Source organism: Kribbella catacumbae DSM 19601, from assembly GCF_000372465.1.
In the GTDB taxonomy this organism is placed as follows: Bacteria; Actinomycetota; Actinomycetes; order Propionibacteriales; family Kribbellaceae; genus Kribbella; species Kribbella catacumbae.
Map to the genome: position 1 here is coordinate 20,967 of NZ_AQUZ01000019.1, position 25,233 is coordinate 46,199.

The 25,233-nt window shown below is 67.9% G+C and carries 23 protein-coding genes; 13 read left to right on the forward strand and 10 right to left on the reverse strand.

The annotated features are described in order from the left end of the window. The first annotated feature begins 28 nt into the window (after positions 1-28). The 3 genes from A3ES_RS47770 to A3ES_RS0120425 are packed head-to-tail and all read left to right on the forward strand — an operon-like array spanning position 29 to position 2,737. A complete protein-coding gene (locus A3ES_RS47770) occupies positions 29-1,390 on the forward strand; it encodes a dihydrolipoyl dehydrogenase family protein (RefSeq protein WP_020388699.1) in 1,362 nt (453 codons plus the stop codon). A 45-nt stretch (positions 1,391-1,435) separates the two neighbouring features. Further along, positions 1,436-1,921 carry a hypothetical protein gene (locus A3ES_RS0120420; RefSeq protein ID WP_026163046.1) on the forward strand — a complete coding sequence of 162 codons (486 nt, stop codon included), beginning with the start codon at positions 1,436-1,438 and terminating at the stop codon, positions 1,919-1,921. Between the two features lie 9 nt (positions 1,922-1,930). Continuing rightward, a complete protein-coding gene (locus A3ES_RS0120425) occupies positions 1,931-2,737 on the forward strand; it encodes a Crp/Fnr family transcriptional regulator (RefSeq protein WP_020388701.1) in 807 nt (268 codons plus the stop codon). On the opposite strand, the gene A3ES_RS0120430 is transcribed toward A3ES_RS0120425, so the two are convergent. The 3 genes from A3ES_RS0120430 to A3ES_RS0120440 all read right to left on the reverse strand — a co-directional run bounded on the left by A3ES_RS0120430 (position 2,715) and on the right by A3ES_RS0120440 (position 6,176). Beyond that, a complete protein-coding gene (locus A3ES_RS0120430) occupies positions 2,715-2,981 on the reverse strand; it encodes a hypothetical protein (protein WP_020388702.1) in 267 nt (88 codons plus the stop codon). The genes A3ES_RS0120425 and A3ES_RS0120430 overlap by 23 nt on opposite strands. Positions 2,982-3,545: 564 nt before the next feature. Further along, entirely contained in the window at positions 3,546-5,459 is a 1,914-nt protein-coding gene (locus A3ES_RS47775; RefSeq protein ID WP_020388703.1) for an ABC transporter ATP-binding protein, read from the reverse strand. A 354-nt stretch (positions 5,460-5,813) separates the two neighbouring features. Continuing rightward, entirely contained in the window at positions 5,814-6,176 is a 363-nt protein-coding gene (locus tag A3ES_RS0120440) for an ArsR/SmtB family transcription factor (RefSeq protein ID WP_020388704.1), read from the reverse strand. A 115-nt stretch (positions 6,177-6,291) separates the two neighbouring features. On the opposite strand from A3ES_RS0120440, the gene merA reads away from it, so the two are divergent. The 6 genes from merA (at position 6,292) to A3ES_RS0120470 (ending at position 11,604) form a co-directional block, all read left to right on the forward strand. Further along, positions 6,292-7,731, forward strand: coding sequence for a mercury(II) reductase (gene merA, locus A3ES_RS0120445; protein ID WP_020388705.1), 1,440 nt, complete (start codon positions 6,292-6,294; stop codon positions 7,729-7,731). Between the two features lie 15 nt (positions 7,732-7,746). Beyond that, positions 7,747-8,193 carry a MerR family transcriptional regulator gene (locus A3ES_RS0120450; RefSeq protein WP_020388706.1) on the forward strand — a complete coding sequence of 149 codons (447 nt, stop codon included), beginning with the start codon at positions 7,747-7,749 and terminating at the stop codon, positions 8,191-8,193. A gap of 79 nt (positions 8,194-8,272) precedes the next feature. Further along, complete coding sequence (locus tag A3ES_RS51385; protein ID WP_020388707.1) at positions 8,273-8,944, forward strand: alkylmercury lyase family protein; 672 nt, start codon at positions 8,273-8,275, stop codon at positions 8,942-8,944. A gap of 11 nt (positions 8,945-8,955) precedes the next feature. Next, positions 8,956-9,948 (forward strand): ABC transporter ATP-binding protein, encoded by a 993-nt coding sequence (locus A3ES_RS0120460; RefSeq protein WP_020388708.1) that lies wholly within the window; start codon positions 8,956-8,958, stop codon positions 9,946-9,948. Beyond that, complete coding sequence (locus A3ES_RS0120465) at positions 9,932-10,759, forward strand: ABC transporter permease (RefSeq protein WP_026163048.1); 828 nt, start codon at positions 9,932-9,934, stop codon at positions 10,757-10,759. The genes A3ES_RS0120460 and A3ES_RS0120465 overlap by 17 nt, the downstream gene beginning before the upstream one ends. Next, entirely contained in the window at positions 10,756-11,604 is an 849-nt protein-coding gene (locus A3ES_RS0120470; RefSeq protein WP_020388710.1) for an ABC transporter permease, read from the forward strand. Before A3ES_RS0120465 ends, A3ES_RS0120470 begins: the two co-directional genes overlap by 4 nt. 4 nt (positions 11,605-11,608) lie before the next feature. On the opposite strand, the gene A3ES_RS51390 is transcribed toward A3ES_RS0120470, so the two are convergent. Continuing rightward, positions 11,609-15,175 (reverse strand): M36 family metallopeptidase, encoded by a 3,567-nt coding sequence (locus A3ES_RS51390; protein WP_020388711.1) that lies wholly within the window; start codon positions 15,173-15,175, stop codon positions 11,609-11,611. Positions 15,176-15,345: 170 nt separating this feature from the next. Next, complete coding sequence (locus A3ES_RS0120480) at positions 15,346-16,989, reverse strand: hypothetical protein (RefSeq protein WP_020388712.1); 1,644 nt, start codon at positions 16,987-16,989, stop codon at positions 15,346-15,348. An 85-nt stretch (positions 16,990-17,074) separates the two neighbouring features. On the opposite strand from A3ES_RS0120480, the gene A3ES_RS0120485 reads away from it, so the two are divergent. Next, positions 17,075-18,292: a hypothetical protein gene (locus tag A3ES_RS0120485; protein ID WP_020388713.1), complete on the forward strand. Its 1,218-nt coding sequence runs from the start codon at positions 17,075-17,077 to the stop codon at positions 18,290-18,292. Positions 18,293-18,300: 8 nt separating this feature from the next. On the opposite strand, the gene A3ES_RS0120490 is transcribed toward A3ES_RS0120485, so the two are convergent. From A3ES_RS0120490 to A3ES_RS0120505, 4 genes are all read right to left on the reverse strand, one after another. Continuing rightward, the gene (locus A3ES_RS0120490) at positions 18,301-18,654 is read right to left on the reverse strand and encodes an AMP-binding enzyme (protein WP_169501786.1); all 354 of its coding nucleotides are present in this window, start codon (positions 18,652-18,654) and stop codon (positions 18,301-18,303) included. A gap of 220 nt (positions 18,655-18,874) precedes the next feature. Next, entirely contained in the window at positions 18,875-20,764 is a 1,890-nt protein-coding gene (locus A3ES_RS0120495; RefSeq protein WP_083933562.1) for a copper resistance CopC/CopD family protein, read from the reverse strand. A 2-nt stretch (positions 20,765-20,766) separates the two neighbouring features. After that, a complete protein-coding gene (locus A3ES_RS47790) occupies positions 20,767-21,588 on the reverse strand; it encodes a M56 family metallopeptidase (protein ID WP_237745003.1) in 822 nt (273 codons plus the stop codon). Between the two features lie 101 nt (positions 21,589-21,689). Next, positions 21,690-22,061 carry a BlaI/MecI/CopY family transcriptional regulator gene (locus A3ES_RS0120505; protein WP_020388717.1) on the reverse strand — a complete coding sequence of 124 codons (372 nt, stop codon included), beginning with the start codon at positions 22,059-22,061 and terminating at the stop codon, positions 21,690-21,692. A 179-nt stretch (positions 22,062-22,240) separates the two neighbouring features. Between A3ES_RS0120505 and A3ES_RS0120510 the strand changes: the two genes are divergently transcribed. The 3 genes from A3ES_RS0120510 (at position 22,241) to A3ES_RS56135 (ending at position 24,091) form a co-directional block, all read left to right on the forward strand. Then, entirely contained in the window at positions 22,241-22,459 is a 219-nt protein-coding gene (locus A3ES_RS0120510) for a hypothetical protein (protein WP_020388718.1), read from the forward strand. Then, positions 22,456-23,346 carry a F510_1955 family glycosylhydrolase gene (locus A3ES_RS0120515; protein WP_202806551.1) on the forward strand — a complete coding sequence of 297 codons (891 nt, stop codon included), beginning with the start codon at positions 22,456-22,458 and terminating at the stop codon, positions 23,344-23,346. The genes A3ES_RS0120510 and A3ES_RS0120515 overlap by 4 nt, the downstream gene beginning before the upstream one ends. Before the next feature lie 178 nt (positions 23,347-23,524). Next, complete coding sequence (locus A3ES_RS56135) at positions 23,525-24,091, forward strand: YciI family protein (protein ID WP_237745004.1); 567 nt, start codon at positions 23,525-23,527, stop codon at positions 24,089-24,091. A gap of 73 nt (positions 24,092-24,164) precedes the next feature. Here A3ES_RS56135 and A3ES_RS0120525 read toward each other — a convergent pair whose 3' ends face one another. Further along, on the reverse strand, positions 24,165-25,145 hold the full coding sequence (locus tag A3ES_RS0120525) for a calcium/sodium antiporter (RefSeq protein ID WP_020388721.1): 981 nt from the start codon (positions 25,143-25,145) through the stop codon (positions 24,165-24,167). Positions 25,146-25,233: the final 88 nt, after the last annotated feature.

Genomic DNA, 25,233 nt, shown 5'->3' on the forward strand with positions numbered 1-25,233 from the left:
TCAGACCATGAGCCGCTCACAACGTGTGATGGATGACTACGATCTGGTGGTGATCGGCGCGGGTGCGTCCGGTCTCGGCGCCGCTCGAGCCGCGGTCACCAGAGGCGCAAGGACGCTGTTGGTCTCCGACAGCGAGCCCGGCGGGGACTGCACCTTCACCGGATGCGTGCCGTCTAAGACCTTGATCGAGTCCGCCCGGTCCGGCGTCTCGTATGCGCTGGCCACACAGCGCATCCGCGACGTCATAGCCACGATCGCGGCCACCGAAGACGCCGACGCGCTGCGATCGGAAGGCATCGACGTAATCCTCGACCGGGCCAGATTCCGGTCCCCCAACCGGATCGATGTCGGCGTCCGTACGATCTCCGCCCGCCGGGTGGTGATCGCCACCGGCTCGACTCCGGCCGTACCGGACGTCCCGGGCTTGCGCGACGTGGATTTCCTGACCACCGAGACCGTCTTCGACCTCCCGACGCTGCCACAGTCGCTGGCGATCGTCGGCGGCGGCACGACCGGCTGCGAACTCGCCCAGGCGTTCCATCGGCTCGGCAGCCACGTAACCCTCATCGAGCAGGCCGACCGGCTGCTCTCCGACCAGGACCCTGACGCGTCCGCGATCATCACCGAGGTCCTCCGCCGTGACGGCATCGACGTCCACCTCTCGACCAGGCTCAAGAGCGTCGTACAAGGACCCAGACTGGAGCTGGACGACGGAACGTCACTGGCCGCCACGCACATACTGATCGCGGCCGGGCGCCGGCCACCTGCCGTGGACCTCGGGCTCGGGGCCGCGGGAGTCGACGTCGACCACCGCGGCTATATCAGGACCGACCAACACCTCGCCACCACCGCACGCGGGATCTACGCGGCCGGTGACGTCACCGGCCGCCTGCAGCTCACCCACGCCGCCCACGCGATGGGACGCCTCGCAGCCGCCAACGCACTCAGCCGTCGGCCGAACATCTACCGCGAGGATGTCGTCCCGCGAGTGACGTTCACCGACCCCGAGGTCGCGCAGGTGGGCATCCTCGCCACCAACGCCCCGCGCCGTGCAAGGATCGCCGAACTGCCGATGAGCGGGCTGGACCGGGCCCTGACCGCCGGAGCCGTCGACGGGTTCGTCAAGCTCGTCGCCGGCCGCCGACGACTCCTCGGCAACGCAGGTGGCGGCCGCATTCTCGGAGCCACGATCGTCGCCGAACGGGCCGGTGAACTGATCCACGAACCCGCACTCGCGATGGCGACCCGCATGTTCACCGGCCGCCTCGCCGCCACCAGCCACGCCTACCCGACCTGGTCGATGGCCGTGCAACTCGCCGCCGCGCAATTCTTCATGACCGTCGACGGCCGCACCGCCAGAACTGTGACCGCGATCACCGAACAAGCGTGATCACTAGGCGTAGCTTCGCCGTCGACAGCTAGAGGAGGAACTCTGATGGCTTCGACAGGCGCGACAACAAGCATGCGTGCACTACCGATGAACCTGGTCACCGGCGCCGCCGCCGGCGTGGTGGCCGGGATTCCCCTGGGCATCATCATGCAGGTCCGCGACGCCGACCCGAAGATGATGCCCGGCGTCCAGATGATCGACCAGGTCGGTGACCTGATCTCGGATCCCTCGACGGGCCTGGGCTGGCTCATCCACCTGTTCAACTCGGCACTGTTCGGCGTGGTCTTCGTCCTGCTGTTCTCGCGGCTGCTCAACCAGCGCGGCCCCGCGATGCTGGTCGGGCTGCTGTACGGCGTGGCGTGGTGGGTGATCGGCGCGCTGTGGATCATGCCGGCCTGGCTGGGCATGGATGCCATGGTCTTCGAAGTCGGCGCCAACCAGTGGTGGAGCCTGGCGGGCCACCTGATCTACGGGCTGCTCCTGGTCGCCGGCTACATCATGGGCCGCCCCATGCTGTCCAAGTCCTCGTGACGGTGTGTCGTGGCTGAGGCCGGCGAGCGGTACTGTCTGGTCGAGGGCTTCGAAGCCCTCGACCAGCAGTCTGGGGCCCTACCCCCCTGGGCGCCGGGACAACGCGAGGAGTGGGCCGACGTGGAGCGAGCCACCGGCGACGACATCTGGTGCATCGCGGAGGTCGACATCTTCACCGACCTCTCGTCCGCCGAGATGGAGGCGATCGCGGCCGCGGCCCCGATGAAGACCTACTCGGCCGGCGAGCTGCTCTACTCGCCCCACCAGCCGGTCGAAACCCTCTTCATCCTGAAGAAGGGCCGGGTCCGGATCTTCCGCGTCTCCCCCGATGGCCGGGCCCTCACCACCGCCCTGATCACCCCCGGCACGATCTTCGGGGACATGCTGCTTGTCGGGCAGCAGATGCACGACAACTTCGCCGAAGCACTCGATGACGTGACCGTCTGTGTGATGGCCCGGGCCGACGTGTACCGCTTCCTGCTGTCCGACCCCCGGATCGCCACCCGGATCTCGGAGATCCTTGGCCGCCGCGTCGCCGAACTCGAACGGCGCCTCTCCGACACCGTCTTCAAGAGCGTGCCCCAGCGCATCGCCGCTACCTTGTGCCTACTCGCCGCCGACCAGCAGAAACGCCCGCTCGGCCGCGGCGTACAACTGGCCCTGACGCACGAGCAGATCGCCGCCCTCACCGGCACCTCCCGCGAGACCGCCACCAAGGTCCTCGGCGAGTACGCCGACCGCGGCCTCCTCCACCTCGGCCGCGGCAAGATCACCATCCTCGACCCCGCCACCATCACCGCCGAAGCCGGCGACTAGAACGCTCCCCTTCGCCGCTGGATTGGCGCCGGCACACCCGGTCCCGCTGGCCGCTACGCATGGCGTGCATCTGGAGGCTGACCGTGGCCGTCCTGGTGGAATTCCCCGTGCCACCGGCAACGTTTCGCATGCCGGCCACCCAGTCCAGCAGACGGTCGTCAGCCAGCACCTCGTCAACCGCCTCGGCAGGCGCAGCGGCGATGATCACCCACAGTGCCGCCATCCGCGCGGCGGCATCGGACATTCCCCAGTCCAGCGGCTGTCGGGTGTAGCGACAACGACTCAAGGTTCCCCCAGTCTCCCCCTGGTTACATCGGAGAACCGCGCGAATTCGTTTCACCCATCAGGAGGTCGGCACCCAGCCAGCGTTGGGGAGCAGTGAGATCCTGGACTTAGCGGCAGCCCGACCTTTTGGCTGCCAAGCAGTACATCTGGGGATCCACGATGGCCCATCGAGCGCAACGGCGTACCGTGAAACACCGGAGAGAGGACGTCGCCGTGCGCCATGCCCGGTGGGCATGGCGACTGATTCTGTTGGCAGCGGCCGCTGCGGTTGCGGCGCGGACGGGTCACGAGATCACCTGGACCTGGGTGTTGGACAGGGCCGCCGCGGCCATCGTACTCGCGGGCCTCGTACTGCCGGTTGTCGTCATCAGGCCAAGCCGTCGTCTGGGGTCGCCGACCCGCCACCCCGGTCACCTGAGGCCCGGACTCCACCGCGCCGCGCGCACGGGTCGTTGCTGGAGGCAAAGAACGGCTCGCCGGTGACGGGCGAATGCGCCCGAGGTCTCCGGCATCGAGCGCGGGATCATCCGTCTCGACGGGTGATCGACCACCGAACCCGAGATGTCAGTTGGTGGTTGGGGTCGAGGTCGGTGTAGGCGGATGCCTGGAGGGTGAACAGCTCGGCGTAGTGGCCGGCTCGCGCCATCAGCTCCTCGTGGCTGCCGTGCTCGGCGATCTGCCCGTCGCGGAGCACATAGATCCGGTCCGCGTTGCGGACGGTCGAGTATCGGTGGGAGATCAGCAGCACGGTGCGGCCGGCGTACAGGGTGCGGATGCTGGTGAACAGGTCATGCTCAGCACGAGGGTCCAAAGCAGCGGTCGGCTCGTCGAGGATGACCAGTGGCGCGTCCCGGATGAACGCGCGGGCCAGAGCAACCCGCTGCCATTGCCCGATCGACAGGTCGCGGCCGCCGCTGAACTCCGGCGACAGGATCGTGCCGTATCCGTCAGGTAGCGCGCTGATCGCTGATTCGGCGCCCGAACGCCGGGCAGCGGAACGCACGGCCTCGACATCGTCGACGTGAGCGATGGACCCGAAGCCGATGTTCTCCCGCGCCGTCAGGGCGTAGTGCAGGAAGTCCTGGAAGATGACCGCGATGTATCGGCGCAGCTCGTCCGAATCGACGGTTGCGGTGTCGGTGTCGTCCCAGCGGATCTGCCCACTCTGCGGCAGGTACAGCCGGCACAGCAGCTTGGCGAGGGTGGTTTTGCCGGACCCGTTCTCGCCGACCAGGGCGATCACCTCGCCGGCGCGTATGTCGAGCGAGACGTTCGTGAGCGCCGGCGTTGTGGCCGCAGGGTAGGTGAAGGTGACGTTGTCGACGACGAGCCGGCCGAAGCTCCGCGGTGCCGGGCCTGATGCCCGGTCGGCGATCGCGGCCGGCCCGAAGGCGAGGAACGAGGTGAAGTCCTCCACGAACAAGCCGGACTCGTAGATATCGCCCACACTCATCACGCTCATCATGATCCGCTCGGCGAGGACGAGCAGCGCGGCACCGGCCGTGGCCGCGTCGGCCAGGGCGATCCGGCCTGTCAGTGCGAGGTGCAGGAGGACTGCGATGGAGCCGGCCAGGCTGATCGCGAGTGCCAGGTTACCGGCCACGGCGAGCCGGAACCGTTCGCGGGCGGTACGTCGCAGCTCGACCATATGAGCGTCGTACAAGTCGGAGTGCCGCGTCCGCAGATGGTCTGTCAGCCCGAACGCCCGCACCTCGGTGGCGGACGGCTTCCCGGTGAGCAGTTCGAACAGGTAGTTGCGGGCGCGGGTCGCCGCGGTCATTCGCAGATGGAACCCGAACAGTGACTGACCGGCCTTGAGCACTCCGGCGACGAGCGGAACCGAGGCTGCAGCCACGATCGGAACCAGCCACGGTTGGATCGCGAGCAGCGCCACGGCGATACCGGCGACGCCGGAGACGGCGCCGAGCGTGCCGATCAAGCCGTCGACTAACTGGATCGGGCGATGCTGACCGGTCGCCGCGCGCGCCAGCCGGTCATGGAAAGACGGGTTCTCGTATGCCTGCAACTCGACCGCGGCGGCCACGTCGATGATGCGTTCCCTGGCGTACCTGGCGGTCGTCTCGGACAGAACCTCGCGCACCTCCCGGCCCGCAGCCGCGATCAGGCCAAGTGCGGAGATGAGAGCAGCGACGGCGAGGACCTTCGGGAGTACGTCGACCGTGCGGGGCAGCTGCCCCTGGGTCAGCAGGGTCGCCATCAGGTTCTTGCCCATCAGGAAGACGAGTGCCAGGCCAGCGCCGCTGACCAGCTTCAGCACGATGCTGATCGACAGTTCGCGCGGTGCGGCTGCCCTGACCAACCGGATCGCGTCCCGGGTGATGCCAGGCAGTAGGCGAATCGACTTCGGCCGCGCCCGCGCCTCGTCGTACAGATCCTCGCAGGTCGGCGGCGGGGCGCCGGCGGGCGGGTTCGTCATCGCTGGCGCGGGTCTTCCGTGGCCGACCGACCTTGGGGGTCGGCGTCGGAGGGGCCGTCAGCGGGAGAGGCAGGGCGGCAGGAGGCACGGTGAGCACGGGAGGTACTGCGCTGCGCGACAGTCGCAATCACAGCGCTCCCGACGAGGGCGACCGCGGCGGCGATCACCCACGGATTGGACAGCCAGGCCCCGACCGCACCAAGAGCACCCGCAGCGAGCAGAACGGGAGCGGCGCAACAGACGATCACCAGGACAGCGGCGCCGATTCCACCGACGATACTGCCGACGCCGGACTGGTGAGGATCATGGGATGTAGGCGGAACCTCGGCAGGCATGGCCGTTTCCCTTGCCGATTCATTCCTGGCCGATACGAGGGCAGCAGTCCAGAGCGGCTGCATTGTCGGCGGCCAGTGCGCGGGCGAGCACGACCAGGTCGGCGACGCGGGGGTCACCTACGGAGTAGTGCAACTTCTTGCCGTTCCGCCGGGCGGTGACATAACCGCAGTCGACCAGGCAGGACAGGTGCACTGACACCCGCGGCTGGGAGATGCCGGCGTGCTCGACGCAATCGGCCGAGGTCCGCTCACCGCGGAGGATGAACTCCAGCAGACGCAGCCGGGTCGGGTCGGCCAGAGCCCGGAAGAACCTGGCCACGGTGCCGGTATGCGAACAGGCAGCGGCCGGTGCGGCGGACGCCAGGACTGCGGACTCGGTCATGCCCGTCGCCTCCCATCATCGGATCTATTCGCCTACCCGCATAGTATGGTTGCATTGTTGTATTCGGCAAGGCGTATAGCAATCACCTGACATCAGGTATGAGGAGGCTGCGTTCATGACCGAAGATCGATCAAGTGTCGACCTGGCGATCATCGGCTCCGGTGCGGCGGCGTTCGCCGCCGCGATCGCCGCCACCGGCAAGGGGCGGCGGGTGGTGATGGTAGAGCGCGACACCACCGGCGGCACCTGCGTGAACGTCGGCTGCGTGCCCTCCAAGGCGCTGCTGGCCGCCGCGGAAGCGCGTCACGTCGCCAGCGCGGCGGGCAGGTTCCCCGGCCTGGCACCGGCGGACCTGCCGATCGATTTCCCGACCCTGGCCGGCGGCAAGGACGCGCTGGTAGACCAGCTGCGCGCGGAGAAGTACACCGAACTGGCCGCGGACTACGGCTGGGAGATCGTCCATGGGACCGCGGCTTTCGACGGGAACGCAGACAGCCCTGTCCTGGAGATCAGCCTGCAAGCTGGCGGTAGCCGGCGCCTCGGGGCGGCGCAGTACCTGATCGCGACCGGCTCAGCCCCTTGGGCGCCGCCGATCCCGGGCCTGGACGACGTCGGCTACCTGACGTCGACCACCGCCATGGAGCTCGATCAGCTGCCGGATTCCATGATCGTTGTCGGCGGCAACGCGGTCGGGCTGGAGCAGGCGCAGCTGTTCGCCCGTCTCGGTACGACGGTCACGGTGATCGAGACGCTCGACCGGCTTGCCCCGTTCGAAGAGCCCGAGGTCTCCGACGTGATTGCACAGGTCCTCACCGACGAAGGCATCACCGTGCACACCCGGGCGACCCTGGCCGCGGTCCGCACCCAGGACGACCAGGCGATCGCGACCATCCACACCTCACAAGGCAAGGACTTCGAGATACACGCCGAGCGGCTCCTGGTCGCCACCGGCCGCCGCCCCGTCACCGCCGGCCTCAACCTGGACCAGGTCGGAGTCAAGACCGGTGAACGCGGCGAGGTTGTCGTCGATGACCACCTGTGCACCACCAACGCACGGATCTGGGCCGCCGGCGATGTCACCGGCCATCCGCAGTTCGTGTACGTCGCCGCCGCCCACGGCACCCTTGTCGCCGACAACGCACTCGATGCCGCGGAGCGGACCCTGGACTACACCGTAGTGCCGAGGGTCACTTTCACCAGTCCCGCGATCGCGTCGGTCGGCCTGACCGACGCCAAGGTCGTCGACGCCGGGATCCGATGCGACTGCCGCATCCTGCCGCTGGAGTACGTGCCCCGCGCCCTGGTCAACCGCGACACCCGCGGCCTGGTCAAGATCGTCGCCGAGGCCGGAACCCGCCGCCTGCTCGGCATCCACGTCGTCGCAGAAGGAGCGGGCGACGTGATCACCGCCGCCACCTACGCCCTCAGCGCGGGGATGACCGTCGACCAGCTCGCGAACACCTGGGCGCCGTACCTGACCATGGCCGAAGCCCTCAAGCTCACCGCCCAGACCTACACCCGAGACGTGTCGAAGCTGTCCTGCTGCGCGGCCTGAACCAAGGAGGTAACGATGACGATCACCCGGAACGGGGCCAGCCTGATGACGGTCGGCGATCTCTCCCGCAGTACCGGGGTGCCGATCAAGAACCTGCGCCAGTACACCGACACAGGCCTGATCTACACCGTCGGGCGCAGCCCGTCGAACTACCGGCTCTACAACACCGACGCCCTGTGGTGTGTGCGTTGGATCGGCACGCTGCGCGGTCTCGGCCTGACCGTCGCCGAGATCCGCGGCCTGACAGCCTCGCATGCACGCCGATCGTTCGGGCCGCACTTGGCCGAACGGCTGGACGCATCTCGCCGCCGGCTTCAGGCGCGGATCGCCCAACTGGAAGAGACAGTCCGGCGCATTGACAAGTTCGAGGCCGAGTACCGCGCGGATCTGGCAGGCGAGGGCGAAGCGTGCTGGGACAGCGACCCTCGCTGCACGATCGACCAGCGCCACGCGGACCGATGAACGCTTGACCCTCACCCCGGGGTGAGTTCCTACCGTCGCAATCGACACCGATCGAACCACTGCGACGGAGGAAACGACCATGACCAACGACAATCGGGCTGGCAGCGCGATCACTGACTTCGCCGCCAGGTTCGGCCTCACCCTGATGAACCAGGCCCAAGCCACGCTGAGTCCTGAGCTGCGCGAGCTGCACCGGGCCATCTTGTCCGCATTCGTCGGCACCGGCACCGCGCCCACCGTCGCCTGGATCACCGACCGAGCCAGCCTGCTCGGCGCCGACCCCGACGACGCGCTGGCAAGCCTGTCCGAGGCCGACCTCGTGCACACCGCCGACGGCTCCGTCACAGTGGCCTACCCGTTCTCCGGCACCCCGACGCCGCACCGGGTCGAGTTCGACGGCGGCCCCACCACCTGGGCGATGTGCGGCGCCGACGCCCTCGGCATCCCGCTGATGACCGGCCGCAACGCCGCCATCACCAGCGCCGACCCGCAGACTGGCGAGCTGATCCGGATCCGGTACCACAACCGCGTCTGGACGTGGGAACCCGACAGCACAGTCATGCTGACCGCCGCCACCCGTGGCTGCGGCACCGCCGCCGAGGCCGCCTGCCGCTACGTGCATTTCTTCACTCGCCCCGAACACGCACAGCTCTATCTGGAGACCAATCCAGCACTGTCCGGCGAGGTCTACGACCAGGCCGACTCCATCGAAGCAAGCCGGATCATCTTCGGCTCCCTACTGGGCCGTTGAGAAGGGCAACCATGTCCGAACAGTTGCTCAAGCCGCACACTACCGCCGGCACAGCTGCGGCCCCGGCCATCGAGCTGCGGCAGCTCACGAAGAAGTACGGACACCTGACAGCCGTCCTGGACGTGTCCCTCGATGTCCCGGCCGGTCAGGTCCTCGGGCTGCTCGGACCCAACGGTGCCGGCAAGACCACGATCATCAAAATGATGACCAGCCTGGTTACCCCGACCGCGGGCACCGCGCGGCTCGGCGGCTTCGACATCGGCAAGCAGCGCAGCCGGGCCGTCCAGCAGATCGGCGCCGTACTGGAAGGATCGCGCAACGTCTACTGGTCGCTGTCGGCCTGGCAGAACCTGCTCTACTTCGGCCGGCTCAAGGGCTTGTCCAAGGCCGAGATCAGACCGCGAGCGGAGCGGCTGCTGCGCGAACTCGACCTGTGGGACCGCCGCAACGAACCCGTGGGCGGGTTCTCCCGCGGGATGCAGCAGAAGGTCGCCGTCGCTGCGGCCCTGGTGACCGACCCGCCGATCGTGCTGCTCGACGAGCCCATCATCGGGCTTGACGTGGAGGCCGCTCGGACCGTGCGGCACTGGGTACGTCGAATGGCTCGCGAGGAAGGCAAGACCGTCGTTCTCACCACCCACCAACTGGCGATGGCCGAGGAACTGGCCGACCGGGTAGCCATCATCCGCGACGGCCGCATCATCACCGATCTGCCTACCCGTGAACTGCTCGACCACTACGCCGAGGACCGTTTCGAAATCGAGGTATCCGGTATGACGACCACGGTGGCCGCCGGGCTCGGGGCGAAGGTCGCGATGGAGTCCGCCAACGGCCAAGCCACCATCCAACTGCCGACATCCGATCAAGACGCGCTGCACGCCGTACTGAACGAACTGCACCACAGCTCGGTACCGGTCCTCAGGGTCAGCCGGGTCCGGCCAAGCCTCGAAGACATCTTCGTCTCGCTGCTGAAGGGAGATGTTGGCCATGGCAACGACAGTTGACCTGCCCACCTTTCGCCTAGGGCTGAGGATGCTCGGCAACGAAACAACCAAGGGCCTGCGGGTGATGTGGGTCCACAAAGCACCACTGGCGCTCGGGCTCGCCTACGTCGCCATGCTCTACTGGGTGATCCAGGTCTTCATCGGCGGCGGCCGGCTCGTCGGCGAGGTGCTCGCGATGACCTTCGTCGCGTTCCTCGGGTACGTCGTCCTCTACATCGCCTCGCTGCGGATGGTCGGCGGCGTGCTGGAGGAGATGTACACCGGGACCCTCGAACAAAGCCTCCTCAGCCCGCTCCGGCCGTGGGTCGCCTCGACCGGCCGGCTCGCCGCAGCGCTGGTCGAAGGGCTCGTGATCGCAGCGGTCGTCGCCGGGTTCAACCTTGTCATCCTGCTCGCCGTTCGGGGCGTCGAACTGTCGTTCCGCTGGTCCGCGGCGATCCCGCTGGCAGTAACGCTCGTCGACATCGCCGGCTTCGTGCTGCTGTTCGGCGGGATCGCGCTGGTCGTGAATTCGATCGGAGCGGTCATCCACGTCGTCCAGAACGTGATCATGATGCTCAACGGCGCCTTCATCCCGGTCTTCGTCTTCCCCGACTGGCTTGAGCTTGCCTCCAAGACCCTCATCCCCACGACGCTCGGGCTCGACGCCACCCGCCAGATCCTGGTCGCAGGTGCGCCCCTCGAACAGGTGTGGTCGAACGGCACGCTCCCCTGGGCCGTCGTACATGCGGCCGTGTCTCTGGTCATCGGCTGGGCGGCGTACCAGGCCGCGATCCGCCGCGGACTACGCGAAGGAAGGCTCGGCGCATGACCACCACAGCCCGCACCTGGACCGCAAGGCAGACAATGACCGCCGTCGGCAACGAGACCGTCAAGGGCCTGCGCCACGGCTGGAGCGAACGGCTGCAGATCCTCATCGAGCTACCACTGTTCATCGTCTTCCTACTGCTGATCGGCTTCACCGCCGGCAAGGCCGGCACCATCGCCGCCACCGGACAGCTCGACTGGACCCTGGATCCAGGTCACATGGCCTGGCTGCTGCTCGGCTTCGTCGCATACGCCTACACCTATCTGCACGTGGTGAAGATGTTCTGGCGGCTACTCGCCGAGATCCAGTCCGGCACCCTCGAACAGACCTACCTCAGCCCGCTACCCTCCTGGGTTCATGTCGTCGCCGGACGGATCGTCGCTGCGATCGCCGAGTCGGCCTTCGTCGTCGCAGTCATGTACGCCGTTACCGCGTCGCTGGTCCGCATCGAACTGCACTGGCGCCTCGACGCACTCCTGCCCCTGGCGCTGCTGATCGTCGGCTCCGCCGGCCTAGCAATGGCGATCGCCGGGCTCACCCTGGTCTGGAAACGCATCCCACTGCTCAACGACATGGCACTGATGCTGGTCATGTTCGTCAGCGGCGCGATCCTGCCCACCACCGAACTGCCCACCTGGGCCGAAACCGTCGCCAAACCACTGTTCCTGACGCACTCCATGGCCGGCCTTCGCAGCGTCATGCTGGACGACGCCACCATCCCGATCAGGGGAACCGGTGGCCTGACCTGGATGCTCGGCACCGCGATCGTGTGGTTCATCGCCGGCTTCGCAGTATTCCGAGTCGGAGAGCGGGTCGCACAACGCCGCGGCAGCCTCTCCCGGTACTGATCGGTCACTGCTGGGTCTTTTGGGTGGTGACGGAGACTGCTCCTCTCAGGATCTGGAGATCGGCGATGTGAACCTCGTTGTCCCGGGGGGCGAGCACCTGGGGCAGATCACCGAAGACGGTGACAGGGCCCGCGCCGGGTGAGCCTTCGCGGCAGTCGGTGCCGTTGAGCGGATCCGCGTCCTGTGAGCCCTGGAAGGCCGTGCTGCCGGTGCACTGGTTGGTCAGCACCCGGATCTGCACATGCGTCGCCGTGGTCTGCGGCACGGCGAAGCTGCGCAGGATCATCTCCGGAGCCACGGGCCGCGGGTTGAAGCCCGGGAAGGCGTCAGCGGGGCTGGTGTAGATCTTCGCGAAGCCGACGGTCGGTGCGATGCAGTTCTGCACGGCGGCGTTGCAGGCCCAGATCTCGAACTGCCGCAGCGCGGTGAAGCGGTTCTGGCCGAACAGCAGTGCGCTGACCTGCACGCGGTTGAACGTCTGCGCACCAGCGGCCAGGTCGACGGTCACCGTGCTGCCGCGCACGTCGGGCTGGGCACCCGTACGGTCCCAGCTCGTGGCCTCGGTGTCGTCGATCAGGTTGGCGTGGTTGACGCCGTCTCCAAAGGCGACCGCGCCTTTGGCGCTCGAGGCGGTGTTGGCCGGCATGGCGACGGTCACCGTCTGGTTCGCCCCGGCGGCCAGGTCGAGCGCGAACCGCACGTGACCGTAGCCCGGTGCGTTCGCGACGAACTCATACCGTCCAGGCATGAAGCGCGCCACCTCGTCGAGGTTGTTCGCCACTCCGGCGCGCGGGCTGGTCGTGGCGGGATCGGTGTCCGCGACAGGCGACACCCGCGCCTCGTAATGACCGACGTAGAAGCGCGTCTTCACCTCCTGCTTCTTGTCAGCTGCGTCGACGGCCCGGAACGTCACCGTCGCGTTCTGATGCTGTGGCGAGCCGAAGTCCGGCGTCGGGTCGGTGTCGCCTCCAGCGCCTTCAGCACTCTCGTTCGTGCTGAACGCCTGCGGGCCGAAACCACGGCGCGCGAATGACGACCACAGCTCGTTGCTGTTGGCACCGCCGAACCTCATCAGGTCGGCCGCGAGGTAGGCGTCCCGAGCCTGAAGCATCGACGGGGCGGTGGGCATGAGCACCATCGCGTCGTAGACGATCTGGATCCAGCGCCGGTTGCCCGGGCACAGCTCAGCCGGCCGCTTGCCGTCCGCACAGGCCTGCTGGAGCTGCTTGTCGCCGGCCGGGAAGGTGCCGTTGTACTTCGCGACAAGGGCCTGGCGGATGTCGAAGTTCACGGCGCTCCAGATCTCGCCGTTCGCGTGCACCTGCTGGCCGACGATGTCGTGCCCCATATCGCTGAAGTTCAGCGGGTTGACCCGCGGGGACAGGCCGGGCGCCGGGAAGGCCCCGGTGCGCGGGAAGTTCATCCCGTAGTTGCGGATGGCCCGTTCCTTGTTGCCTGTGACGTAGGCGCCGACGGCGAACGGGTTCTCGCCGTTCACCGGAACGAAGCCGTACTCGTTGAGGTACTCGGCGGCGTCGAAGTCACCGAAGCTCTCGCCCATCGCGCCGGCGTGGTGACCACCGCGCGACCCACCCTTGCCGATCATGCGGTTCTCGATCAGGTGACCGTACTCGTGCCCGATCACCGCCATGTCGTAGTCGCCGTCGACGCAGGGTGCGTAGAACGCGCCCGCCAGCGGCTGCCACAGGTACATATTCGTGATCGGCGGTACGCCGTCCGGCAGCGTGATCATGTTCGCGTTGTCGCGGCCGAGGTAGCTCGGGAAGCCGCCGGTGAGCGCACCAGCCTGGGCGTCGCCGAGCAGTGGATCACGATCGGCGGTGCCGCCCGTACCGCTGTTGGAGTCCTGGGCGTTCCAGCGCTCCTCGGTGAAGCCGAGGAAGTACGACCAGTCGTGCATCCGGTTGTGCATCCCGAACAGGTTCGTGGTCGCAGCCGCGATGTCGTGGCTCTGCCCGGGCACGAACGGGGTAAAGCAGTTCGAGGTGTGCCAGGCGTTCGACCAGCCGAAGACGTACTCGCGTTGCGGGCTGAACGGCCGGAAGCCGGTTGGGCCCGGAGTCAACGGGCTGCTCCACGCCTCCGCACTGTTCGCGTTGTTGCCACTCGTCGTAAATGTCGGCGTGTTCGTCCGCAGGTTGAAGTCCCACGGCGCACGGGACGCGGTGTTCTGCACCTCGCGATCGCACTCGGGCAGCGTCACCGGCGGATTGCCGACCGTCGAGTCCCAGCACCAGATCTCGCGCGTGTCGGTGCTCGGGTAGTTCCACGGGTGCTGCTGGTTGCCGAGCAGGGGGTTCGCCGGGAACACCTTCCACTTCGGCGGGAACGGCACACCCGCGTCGGCGGGGTTGAAGGCGATCTGGCCCGTGTAGCTGTTGGGCGTCATCCAGGCCGCGCCGTCGCCGAAGTCGCAGATGCGTACGTGGTACGTGCCCTGACCGCCGTCCGCCGGGTCATATACCAGCGCCTCGGGACTGAACACCGTGTCCTGGCTGGCGACGACCTGTCCGTCGCGGATCAGGTGGATGACGCTGTCGTTCGTGGTCAGCGTTGCCTCCACCGACACCGCGACGGAACCGATCCGCTCATCCTGGGCGACAACCCACGGCCCCTTGTCGGTGTCGCACGCGCCGTCGGTCTGCGGCACGGCGCCGGAGAACTGATCCGCCGGCTGGTGCGACTGGTGCACCAGGTTCCGGCGCACGATTACGTCGCCTGTGGCCGCGTCGATGAAGGTACTGAATGCCTCGGCGTGGCCGCCCTGGTTGTCGACGACGAGCGCCTGCCAGGCAGGGCGCACACCGTTGGTGTACGTCGGGACGGCAACGGGCCGTGCACGCTGGACGTCAGCCAGCCCGTCGACTGCGAAGACGGTCCACTCACGATCACGCTTCGCCGTACCGAGGTCCGCGGCTGAGGCGTCGACGCCAGCGTTCCGCGCGGCGGCGAGCCACGCTTCGGTGGCAGACAACTTCTGCGCCGCCGCAAGTGCGGTGTCTCCGGTGATCGAGGAGGAGACGTAGGCGATGTTCCAGCCCTTCTGCGGCGATCCGACGAGGCCCACGGTCAGCTGACCGCCCTCGGCAGCCGGGCGACCGGGGTACTCCTGCCGGAAGTGGACGGCGTGACCGTCGCTGCCTCGAAGTGGGGCGTGTGCGTAGAGCTTCAGGCCATCGAGAGAGCCGAGCCGGAACAGCGCTCTGTTGTCGTCGACCCAACTCCGGGCCGCCGTCACCGCATTGTTGCCTGCAACCCCGGTGGCAAGGAAACCACTGGACCTGATCAACGACTCCGGGGTTCCGAAGCGGTTCCACTGGACGGACGCCTCCAGGTCCGCGACGGCTCGGCGCTGGGTGTCGGACGGCTGCACGCTGCCGGCGCGCAGGTCGAGATCACCGTGGTCTGGGTCTGCCGCGGCTACTGACGCGCCGGAGGGAGGGACGGCGCCCAGCACGGCGGTCGGTGCGGCCAGGACGGCGATGGCCGAGGCGCACGCAAGTGCAAGCAGGCCTCGGGCCCGGGACGAGGAACGTAGGAACCTGGGCATAACACCCTCCACAACGTCAATACAGCTGTGGTACTCGGAGAGATGAGGTCAGCGGCCACTTGTTGCCGCTGCCGGTCAGCCGGCCTCCGGCATCGGGGACGACCGGCGTCGGTGCCCGTACAGGGCAGCTACAGGTAGTAGGAGGATCGCCAACCCGACCAGACTCATGTTCACTGCCGAAGTTCGGATCGACGGCGCAGGAGCCTGTGCGCCGATCGGGTTCGGCCGGCCCGTCCAGCTGGCGAGGTCGATGCCACGGTGGATGTCGTCCGTGGCGAGGAAGTAGGTGCGGGTGCCGTCGGGGTTGTCGACGATCTTGAAGTCCTCGGCGGCCCAGGTGTTGGCGTTCGGCAGGGTGAACGAGGAGGTCTCCCGGAACTGCACATGCCCTTGGGCGTCGACGAACCAGTCGACGATCTTGATGCCCTGGCGGTAGTACGCCGCCACGAACCGCTGCTCACCCGGGACCTGCTCGATGACGTGGATGTCGCAGAACGTCTCGGCCGGTACGACGGATCGCTGATGTCGAACGCGTGCGCCCCGCCGTTGCCGAACGGGTTGTCGATACCCGGCGCGCACGACGAACCGGGCGGTACGACGCCGCCGCCGCGCTCGTCGGTGACGAACATCAGCCGCCGGTCGGCCGTCGGGTCGGCTTCGTGCGAGACCGAGACGCCCTCGTCGGAGCGGACCTGGTTGTTGGAGTTGCAGGTCCGGACATCAGTACCCGGCGGCCCGCAGTCGCGGCCCGGGTGCTGGAACGTGCCGAGGAATCGCCAACCGGTGGCGCGTTCCGTCCGGGTCGGGCCCATGCCACCGCAGTCGGTGACCTTCGCGCCGGTCCGCGTCCCGTCGATCACGGGACAGGCGAACGGCGTACCCGACACCCTCCCGCCGTTGCCGAACAGCCCTGACACGTCGAGGATCAGCGTCGCGTTCACGCCGGCGCAGAACAGGCGGTCGTTGGCGAAGGTGATGTCGTGACACGCTGCAGATCCCGGTTCGAGCTGGCCGGTGTTCTGGTCGCGCTGCATCGTCCACTCGGGCTGGAACGCGATCCGGTAGACCAACGGCCGGCAGTCACCGCGGCGCTTGGCCAGGGTCCAGTTGTGGTTGCCGAAGCACGAGCGGATATCGACCACGTCGATCCAGTTGCCGCCGGAGAAGTCCGAGCTGCTGTTATAGACGATCCAGGGCCGCTTGGTGTCCACCGTGTGGGTGTGCGAGAAGCCGAACAGCCGGACGAGGCCCACTTCGCGGGGCGCGAAGGCCGGGTCGGCGATGCCGGTGACGTCGACGATCTCGAGCCCGCCGCCGTTCGGGTCGTGACAGCGCCCAGTCGCATCCGTCGTGTCGGTGAGCAGCCGAACCTTGCCCACGGCACCGATCTGCGAGTCGTGCTGCAGACCGAGAGTGCCTGCCGGGTTGGAGGTCGAGCAGTGCGCCGAGCCGTGGTCGGCGACCCACCGCGGCGCGACCGCGTCCCCCGCTGTCAGCTGGACGATCCGCTGCCCGACGCTGCCGGCCTCGTCTTGACCCAGCGTGCCGAAGGCTCCGTACACGTCCCTGCTGCCGGCGGGTGAGAAGAACTCCAGATCCGTGCCACCGCCGGTCAGCGCCGGGCTGGCCAGTCCCGGGAGGTTCGCCAAGTGCCTCCACGTGCCTTCACCACGAACGATCCCGGTCACCGTCGCACCGTCGGTCGGAGCAAGCGGGGTTCGGGGATCCGTGTGGTCGGCAAGAGCCGGCGGCGCGACCGAGACCCCGAACAGCGTCAACGACGTCGCCAGAACCAACCGGGTGACCAAGCGCATGATTGCCACCTCCGCATCTGCCAACGTAGGCACGTCTCAGCGCTGTCGTCAATCGCTCAACAGCATGCCGGAATAACATGAGCAGGTGTTCCCAGGCCTGGCCATCACGGTGGCGAACGCGCCGGCTCATCCGATCACGCAGCGGTACGACCTTCCGGTCTCGCCGTTCATCACCGGGTGCATCACCGCTGCGCTTGTCCTGCTGGTAGCGCTCGCCTGGCCCGGCGTGCGACGGGGACCACGGGCGGGCGCGCCGCCCATGGTCGAGTCCTGGCGCGACGAACTCCCAGCACTTGCCGTGATCTCCCGGCTACTGACCGTACTGCTGCTCGGCGTTGCGATCACCGCCGGGCGGCTCGGCGCGGATGACGACCTGGAGAACCTCGCTCCCGCGCTCGTCGTGGGAGTCGCCTGGCCGGTGCTCGTGCTCGCCAGCATTCTGCTTGGCCCGGTGTGGCGCTGGGCCGACCCGTGGGACAGCACTGCCAGGGTGCTCACCCGCGGTCAACCCGGTGACGGTACCGGCAGCGTTCGGCCCGCAGCAGTCCTCGCGCTCCCCTGGCTCTGGTACCTCAGCGCGTACCAGTACCCGCTGGCGCCCCGGTCAGTCGGTCTGATGCTGGCCGTGTACTCGTTGCTGACCGTCGCAGGGTGCCTGGCCGTCGGACGGGTGAGGTGGCTCTCCACCTGCGAGCCGCTCGGCATCGGGCTCGCCTGGATGGCACGACTCCCCCGTGGCCGGCTCGCCGACTGGGATCCACCCCGCGGTGCCACAGCGCTCCTGGGAGTCCTTGCTGGCGGCACCCTTTTCGCCGCAGTACGGCGGTCGGAGATCTGGGCCGCTCCGAACAGCGCCCAGCAGGCGACACTTCTGGCAACGTTGGGGTTGCTGGCGTCCTGCGCCGTCGCCACCTGCGCCATCTGGTGGATGGCGGCCGCCGCCGGCAGGCGAAGCGTGCGAGCTGCTGCAGCCCGGGCCGTCGTACCGGCCGTCGCCGGCATCATCGTCGCGGTTGCCATGGACCGGAACCGTCTCACCACCAGCCTCCAACTGCTTCCCGGCCTGCTCGGCGACCCGTTCGGCCTGGGGTGGGACCTCCTCGGCGAGCCAGGGGCCGGCCTGAACCCTGCTCCGCTGGGGATTACCGGTCTCATAGCAACCCAGGTCGCCGTCGTAACCGCTGGGCACCTGGCAGGAGCGATCGGGCTGTCCCGTTCAGTACGACCAGTGGAGAGGGCGCCCGTCGCCCTCGGACTATCACTACTCTGCGGAGCATCCGTAGTCGCCCTCGCCTCCCACTGACCGCGCAATCAGGGTTTTGTCACGGCCGATGCCGTGAGCAACTGATCCCAGGTGAGATGCAGCGGCTCCTCCGCAGCCCCGGCAGTGAGCAGGGCCAAGGCCTGGCGGAGCGATTCTGTGGCCAGCTCGTCGCCGAAACGATCGACGAACGCGAGCGCCCGCGGGCGCGACAACCCACCCAGCACCTCGCGCACCGCATCCAGCAGATCGCGCGCCACCGCATCATCGGGGTGCGCGTCCGGCGTCAGCACAACGGCTGCGGCTATTGATCGGCCGAGCTGAGGGTCGGCTCGCTCGAAGACCTCAGCCGCCTCGACGAACGGCTGTTCGAGCAGTACCTCGCGCACCTCGCCGAGCGACACCACTGCCCCGACACGCTGACCACCTTGTCGATCCGCCCCAGGAACTCCAGCGTTCCGTCCGGCCGGCGCCGAGCCCGGTCATACGTCGAGTACGCACCTGGGCGGTGCCAGTGCCGTCGTACCACCTCGTCGGCTCCGGAACCCTCGATGCTGCGTAAGGTGCCCGCCCAAGGTGCTCGCATGATCAGCTCGCCGCCGCTGGGACTGACCTGCTACCCGGCTAGCCCGGGTAGCTGAAGGTGCGTTGGGTGAGGTGTTTGGGGGCCGCGAGGGTCTCCCGGATGATGCGGTACGACGCGTCGACCTCGAGCTCGACGTGGACACCCTCGGCGGGTAGCCCGAAGGTGAGAACACCTCCACCCGCGGGCCGGGGACGCAGTACGACGTCCGGGTCTGGCGGGCTGCCGTATGGGTCGCTGTCGAGGAACTGGCGACCGGTCAACGTCACGGTCTGCGGTTTGGGCGCGGGGCGAGAGGTGTCGCTGGTGACGGTCTCCACGACGCGGATCAATGGTTGTGCCAGCATTGCCGCGCGGACCCGAGGCAACGCGTCCCCACTGACAACCGGCGCCCAGTGGATCGGGAACACGGCCGCACCGCCGGTCCAGCCGGGCGCATCGACCCGCAGGTCGGCGTACCCGGTTCCAGGTCGCCAGGGCACCGGGCCGACGAAGCAGCCAGGTCCGCAGGGTCGAAGTGACACGGCTTCTGCAGCGTGGCCCGGGGCGTTGGCGCGGGCCGCAACGCGGTAGTCGGGCGGCCTGGTCTCGCCGAGTTGGTTCTGGTCGTCGGGCACCCGTAGCCGGACTTCGAGCTGGTTCTCGCTCGCCGCGATGCCGACCGCGATCTGTCCGGCCAGCGTGCCGAGCCGGATCACCGGGCCGTTGACGGGCGGCGGGTAGCCGATGTCAGCGGTGGCGGGTGCTGGCGTCGGTAGGGAAACAAGGATGGCGCTAGCCGCCAGGACAATGACCAGCGCCGCGGCCTCGCGTCTGGCGGCGCGGGTCAGTGAAGCCGGTGATCCACTCAAGCGACGCCGGCCGAACCAGGCCAGTACTGCGACACCGATGACGAGCCCCAGCTTCGCCAGCAGCGTCAGCCCGTACGTCGTACCGGTGAGCGCTGAGAGGCTCGGCACCAGCAACAACGCGGAGACGGTGCCGGTCGTCGCAACAAGAACGAACAGGCCGAGCGCCAGCCGTGAGTACGCCGCGAACGCGCGACCCACCCCGGTGCCACCTCGGTTGGCGAGGGCGACCCGGACGAGGTGTACGAGTGAGCCGACCCAGACAGCGATCGCGACCAGGTGTACGGCGATCAGCACAACCCCGACCGCGCCGCGCTGGGTCCCCAGGTGGTTGCGCAACGACTCAGCCGCAACGACCAGCAGGATCGGCGGAGCGGCGAGCCACCACCGGGTACGGCCACCGAGCGCCGCCACCACTGCGAGGCCCAGCGTCTCCAGACCGAGCAGGTATCCGGCACGGTTCATGCCGCCCGACGAGACCACCAGCTGAACCAGCAGACCCGAGGTGGCGAGCATGCCGAGCAATGCTGCCGGCCTGACCAGTGACCTCGGCGCGACGGCCTCGGGCGCCGTCCGACGAGCGATCCGCTCGCCCACCAGCCCACCCAGCAGCCCGACCAGGCCGAGGAAGAACAGCCAGCGCAGGATGCTGACCACCGGGAAGGCCGCAGTACTAGCCGTTTCTCGGCCGCGCAGACTGCTCGGGTCCGTGGCCACTGCGAAGTCGAAGTCCGCGTCGACCACGTCGCCGTCCTGCGCGGTGACCCGCCAGCGCACCACGTACCGCCCGGCCTGCAGGTCATCCAGAACACGGACCACGAGCCGACGACCGCCCTGCTCGCTGACCACCTCGTCGGTGCTGACCTGCTCGCCATGATCGTTTTCGATCCGTACTCCGCGGGCTTCGACGCTGACAGCCTCGTCGAAGACCATCGTGACCTGGTCCGGCGCGGAGCTCACCGAGTAGCCCGCTTCCGGCGTCGTACTCAACAAGGTCGGGTGCGCTCTCGCCGGCAGCGCAGTACCGAACAACACCAGCGGCACCACACACGCAACAACCGCGACCCGAACAGCTACTCGCATACTCAGCCGAACATGAACGGACAAGCCGCAAGACCCAGTGCCAGGCTGGCGGGAAGGGCGACCACCAGCGCGGGCAGCGCCACCATCGTGAGCGCTGCCCCGGCGCCACCGATCCGCGTCGCCACGGGGAGCGGCTTCGGAGGCTCGAGCAACCGCTGGACCCGGGCCAGCACAGACCCGCCCGCGGCGGCCAGGCCCGAGGACAACCCAACAGCTCTGCTTCCACCCAACGTGGCGATGGCCGTGGCGAGGCTGTCCCCTCGCTCCCGTCGTAACGCAAGGTCATCAGCCAGTAGCTCGACAAGGTCGACAGTCGCGTTCCCAAGAGCATGAAAGACCGGCACGCCTGGAAAGGCCCGAGCCAAAGTGATGGCCCAGGTGACGAGCAAGTGGTGCCGCCCGGCGAGGTGTGCACGCTCATGTGCGAGCACGGCTCGCAGCTCGGTTGGGTCCAGTGCCCGGAGCGCGCTGTCGGTGACCACGATCCGGTCGGTACCAGGAACGCAGTAGGCCGCCGGTGTTGCTGCGGCGATAACAGTCACACCCAGAACTGGATCGTGGCAGCCGAGCAACTCGAGAAGGTCGAGATGCCGGCCGCGGTCGACGCGCTGCGCGCGCAGCAGCCGCATCGCGACGACCGCCAACCTGGCAACCAACAGAGTCGGCACCAGGAGACCGACTCCGACGGTCACCACACCCGCCGCATCACCCCGGCCGATCAGCGCCTCCAGACAGGCCTCCACCAACCCGGGCGTGGCCACGCAGCTGATCCCGGCCAGGACGACGGCCACCAGAACCGAGGAACCGGCAGCGTGCCAGAGCATCACAGCCAACCTTGGAGACCGGTGCTGCCACAAACCCCCGAGCAACCGGGGCGCGAGCACGGCCACCGCAGCGCCATACCCGAAAAGGAGGATCGTGACGGTCATCGGCGACCCGATCCACCGCGCCGGCCCCGGAGCGCCTTCCGTACTGCGTCGGCTTCCTCGGAGGTCATCTTGCCGACGAACCGAAGCAGCGTTGTCGTGTGGTCGCCGCTCTGCTCGAGCGCCTGCCGCATCAACTCGGCGCTGTACTCCTGCCTCGACGAGGCCGGGCTGTACCGATACGCGCGGCCGTCGAGCTCCCGCGTCACGAACCCCTTGCGGTGCAGGTTGTCCAGCACGGTCATCACCGTGGTGTAGGCGAAGTCGCGGTCCTTGCGCAGATCGGCGAGCACCTCCCGCACCGAGGCCGGCTGCTCCCACGCCCACAGCCGATCCATCACGGCCGCCTCAAGATCACCGAACCCGCGCATGCACCGATCCTCCCCTATTCAGCCGCAGCCCGGAACTCCTGCCGGCGACGCCATGTATATACTACCGTCGATAGTACTATTGCGTGTCGGATTGACTGAAGTGACGCAGGGCCACCGCCGCTGATGCGAAGGGCGACGACCGAGAGGTAACCGCAGCAGATCTCGTCGAGGAGTTCACCATGGAACAGTCGCTGTTGGCACTGGCCGTGCTGGCCTGCCCAGTCGGGATGGGCCTGATGATGTGGCTGATGATGCGCGGCAAGAAAGGCCCCGCCCCACCACAGGAGGGCGCGAGTCCATCACGAGCAGATGCCGAGATCGCCAGCCTGCGGGCCGAACTCGACCAATTGCGCGCCGAGACACGGGACCGCCAGACACCGCCGAGCAACCGCACATGACGCGACCCGCGCCCGACCGGCGCCGCATGAGGGCGGGGCTGCTGCTCGTTCTCGGCATCGCCTTGGTCGTCGTCGCGGTTGTCCGCCTAGCCGGCGACGGTGGCGACTCGGGGTCGGCGTCCGGTGGCGGTACCGATGTTCGGGTAGCCCACGTTCACGGTCTCGGCATCGATCCGAGCGACAAGACGCTGTACGCCGCGACCCATTTCGGGGTCTTCCGGATTCCCGCGGAAGGCCCGCCGACCAAGATCGCCGACCGTAACCAAGACACCATGGGTTTCACCGTGGTGGGTCCGCGCCACTTCCTCGGCAGTGGCCACCCCGACCCGATCGAGGGCAAACCGCCGAACCTGGGCCTGATCGAGTCCACCGACGGCGGTGAAACCTGGCGCGACCTGTCACTGTCCGGTCAGGCCGACTTCCACTCACTCGAACTCGCCCACGACCAGGTCTTCGGCTACAACAGTTCCAGCGGCACGCTGATGGTCAGCAAGGACAAGCTGACCTGGGACCAACGCGCCACCCTCCCGCTCGCCGACTTCGCGGTCAGCCCAGCAAGTCCTCAGGTCCTCATCGCCACCACCGAAAACGGCCCGGCCAGGAGCGACGACGGCGGCCGCACGTTCACCGTCCTCGACGGCGCTCCCCCACTGCTGTTCGCATCCTGGCCTGAACCAACCGCGCTCTACGGCCTGGCTCCATCAGGAGCGATCCTCCTCAGCCCCGACCAAGGCAAGACCTGGCAGCAGCAAGGCTCACTCGACGGCCGCCCCGCCGCGATCACGGCAACCGACGCCAAAACCGTCTACGCAGCCACCGACACCGGCATCTACCAGTCGACAGACGCAGGCAAGACCTTCACCCCCCGCCTCCACATCAACCAGTAGCACCTGCCCCCGTCGATCACTGCGCTGCAGGACCCCTTCGACGCCCCCAGGGGAATGCGGTACGCCACCGTGACCGACCCGGCCGGCAACGGCGTCGACTTGTACGCAACCTGGCCGCCGGCTGAGCACCGATCCGGCAGACTGATTCTTGGAGGTGACGCACGTGCAGTACGTCTTGATGTTCGTCGAGACCGAACAGTTCGCCAAAGACCTCGAAGCAATGAACCCCGACGAGCGCGAGCAGGCCTACCAGCGCGTCAATCGGTGGTTCATCGACTATGCGGACAAGATCCGCGGCGGCCACAAACTCCAGGGCGCACACACTGCGACCACGCTGCGCCTGGACGGTCCGAGCCCGATCACCACCGACGGCCCGTTCGTCGAAGGCAAGGAAGTCGTCAGCGGCTACACCGAGCTCGAGGTCGACGACTCCGCTCCGAACACCGCCACAAGTTCGAGAACTACCACTCAACTCCACTGCGTTCCCCGGCCATGTGCCCACACCCCCCGGAACTCGTCCATGCCTCCCCATCCAACATGCCGGACGACCACCAGATCCGGCAACAGAACGAGCCAGCATCACGGCCATGCATCGATGAAAGAGGCGACGCCCATGTCACCCGAAGAGAACAAAGTGATCTTGCGCGACTCATACGGCGTGATCTTCAACCAGCGCCGTGGTCTCTACGACGTCAATGGCCGCACAGTGACCATGGTCGTGATCCACGCCGGTCGACTCGGCTGAGGCAGCACCGGCCGGAGAGGCCTCTGGCTGTTCCGCGCAGCTGGGGTTTCGACGGGTTCGGCAACCGGGCAGGTCACGCTGATAGCAGCAGCGGCATGGTCAGCGCATACGCGGCCAGCAGCGCCAAGGCTTCGACCCGGGTCAAAACCAGCCCTCGGCGCAACAGCGCCCACGCCAGCCCGGCGGTGAGGATCATCGCGATGCTCAGCGCAACGGCTGCCTTGCCGGGCGAGACCGAGCCGGACGCGAATCCCACCACCGCGCCGCCGATGAGGCTGTTGAACAGGTTGCTGCCAAACAGATTCCCGACGACCAGATCCGACTCGCCGCGGCGCTGTGCCTGGACAGTGGTGACCAGCTCCGGCAGCGACGTACCGAGGGCGACCAAGGTGAACCCGATGATGACCTGCGGCACGCCCAGCTCCGTGGCAATCGCGGAAGCATTGGCAACCAGCAGCTGTGCGCCGGCAAGCACGCCGGCCAAGCCGAGAATCGCCCGGACAGGCTCGAACCAACCCGGCAGTCTTGACCGGGTGACCGGCACATCCACCGTTGCGGTCGCCTGCGTGAACTCCACAGCGTCTTCGGCGAGCTCCTGGTTACCGCGACCCTGCCTGGCCCAACGCAGCAGCAGGAACAGCGCGCCCACCCCCGCAGCGGCCAGCACCGCCCCGGTGACAGGGCTCAGCCCCGCCCAGGCCAGAAACGCGAACAGGACGACCGCGCCGACCGCGAGCGGCACCTCGCGACGAATCACCTGCGAGGTCACCGCCACCGAACCAGCCAGCGCAGCGATGCCAAGGATGAGGGTCAGGTTCAAGATGTTCGACCCGGCGATGTTACCCACCGCGAGATCGGTATCCCCCCGCGCCGCGGCAACGCCGGAGACCAGGAACTCAGGCGCGGACGTGCCCAGTCCGATGACGACGACACCGACCACGACCGGGCTGATCCGAATCCGCTCCGCCAGCCGCGACGAGCCGAGCACCAGATGGTCGGCAGCGAAAGTCAACAGCACCAAGCCCGCGGCGGCAAGAAGAATCTGAAACACCATCGCGTGCTCCCCCAACGGTCGGCAAGATCGCCCTGCAGCCGTCCAGGCCACGCGACACCGTACCCCAGCAGTAGGTCCCCTCAAATGA

Coding starts and splice junctions, on each gene's coding strand:
- A3ES_RS47770 (WP_020388699.1), top strand. CDS start 29: ATGGATGACTACGATCTGGTGGTGATCGGCGCGGGTGCGTCCGGTCTC.
- A3ES_RS0120420 (WP_026163046.1), top strand. CDS start 1,436: ATGGCTTCGACAGGCGCGACAACAAGCATGCGTGCACTACCGATGAAC.
- A3ES_RS0120430 (WP_020388702.1), bottom strand. CDS start 2,981: ATGTCCGATGCCGCCGCGCGGATGGCGGCACTGTGGGTGATCATCGCC.
- A3ES_RS47775 (WP_020388703.1), bottom strand. CDS start 5,459: ATGACGAACCCGCCCGCCGGCGCCCCGCCGCCGACCTGCGAGGATCTG.
- A3ES_RS0120440 (WP_020388704.1), bottom strand. CDS start 6,176: ATGACCGAGTCCGCAGTCCTGGCGTCCGCCGCACCGGCCGCTGCCTGT.
- merA (WP_020388705.1), top strand. CDS start 6,292: ATGACCGAAGATCGATCAAGTGTCGACCTGGCGATCATCGGCTCCGGT.
- A3ES_RS0120450 (WP_020388706.1), top strand. CDS start 7,747: ATGACGATCACCCGGAACGGGGCCAGCCTGATGACGGTCGGCGATCTC.
- A3ES_RS51385 (WP_020388707.1), top strand. CDS start 8,273: ATGACCAACGACAATCGGGCTGGCAGCGCGATCACTGACTTCGCCGCC.
- A3ES_RS0120460 (WP_020388708.1), top strand. CDS start 8,956: ATGTCCGAACAGTTGCTCAAGCCGCACACTACCGCCGGCACAGCTGCG.
- A3ES_RS0120465 (WP_026163048.1), top strand. CDS start 9,932: ATGGCAACGACAGTTGACCTGCCCACCTTTCGCCTAGGGCTGAGGATG.
- A3ES_RS0120470 (WP_020388710.1), top strand. CDS start 10,756: ATGACCACCACAGCCCGCACCTGGACCGCAAGGCAGACAATGACCGCC.
- A3ES_RS51390 (WP_020388711.1), bottom strand. CDS start 15,175: ATGCCCAGGTTCCTACGTTCCTCGTCCCGGGCCCGAGGCCTGCTTGCA.
- A3ES_RS0120480 (WP_020388712.1), bottom strand. CDS start 16,989: ATGCGCTTGGTCACCCGGTTGGTTCTGGCGACGTCGTTGACGCTGTTC.
- A3ES_RS0120495 (WP_083933562.1), bottom strand. CDS start 20,764: ATGCGAGTAGCTGTTCGGGTCGCGGTTGTTGCGTGTGTGGTGCCGCTG.
- A3ES_RS47790 (WP_237745003.1), bottom strand. CDS start 21,588: ATGCTCTGGCACGCTGCCGGTTCCTCGGTTCTGGTGGCCGTCGTCCTG.
- A3ES_RS0120505 (WP_020388717.1), bottom strand. CDS start 22,061: ATGCGCGGGTTCGGTGATCTTGAGGCGGCCGTGATGGATCGGCTGTGG.
- A3ES_RS0120510 (WP_020388718.1), top strand. CDS start 22,241: ATGGAACAGTCGCTGTTGGCACTGGCCGTGCTGGCCTGCCCAGTCGGG.
- A3ES_RS0120515 (WP_202806551.1), top strand. CDS start 22,456: ATGACGCGACCCGCGCCCGACCGGCGCCGCATGAGGGCGGGGCTGCTG.
- A3ES_RS56135 (WP_237745004.1), top strand. CDS start 23,525: ATGTTCGTCGAGACCGAACAGTTCGCCAAAGACCTCGAAGCAATGAAC.
- A3ES_RS0120525 (WP_020388721.1), bottom strand. CDS start 25,145: ATGGTGTTTCAGATTCTTCTTGCCGCCGCGGGCTTGGTGCTGTTGACT.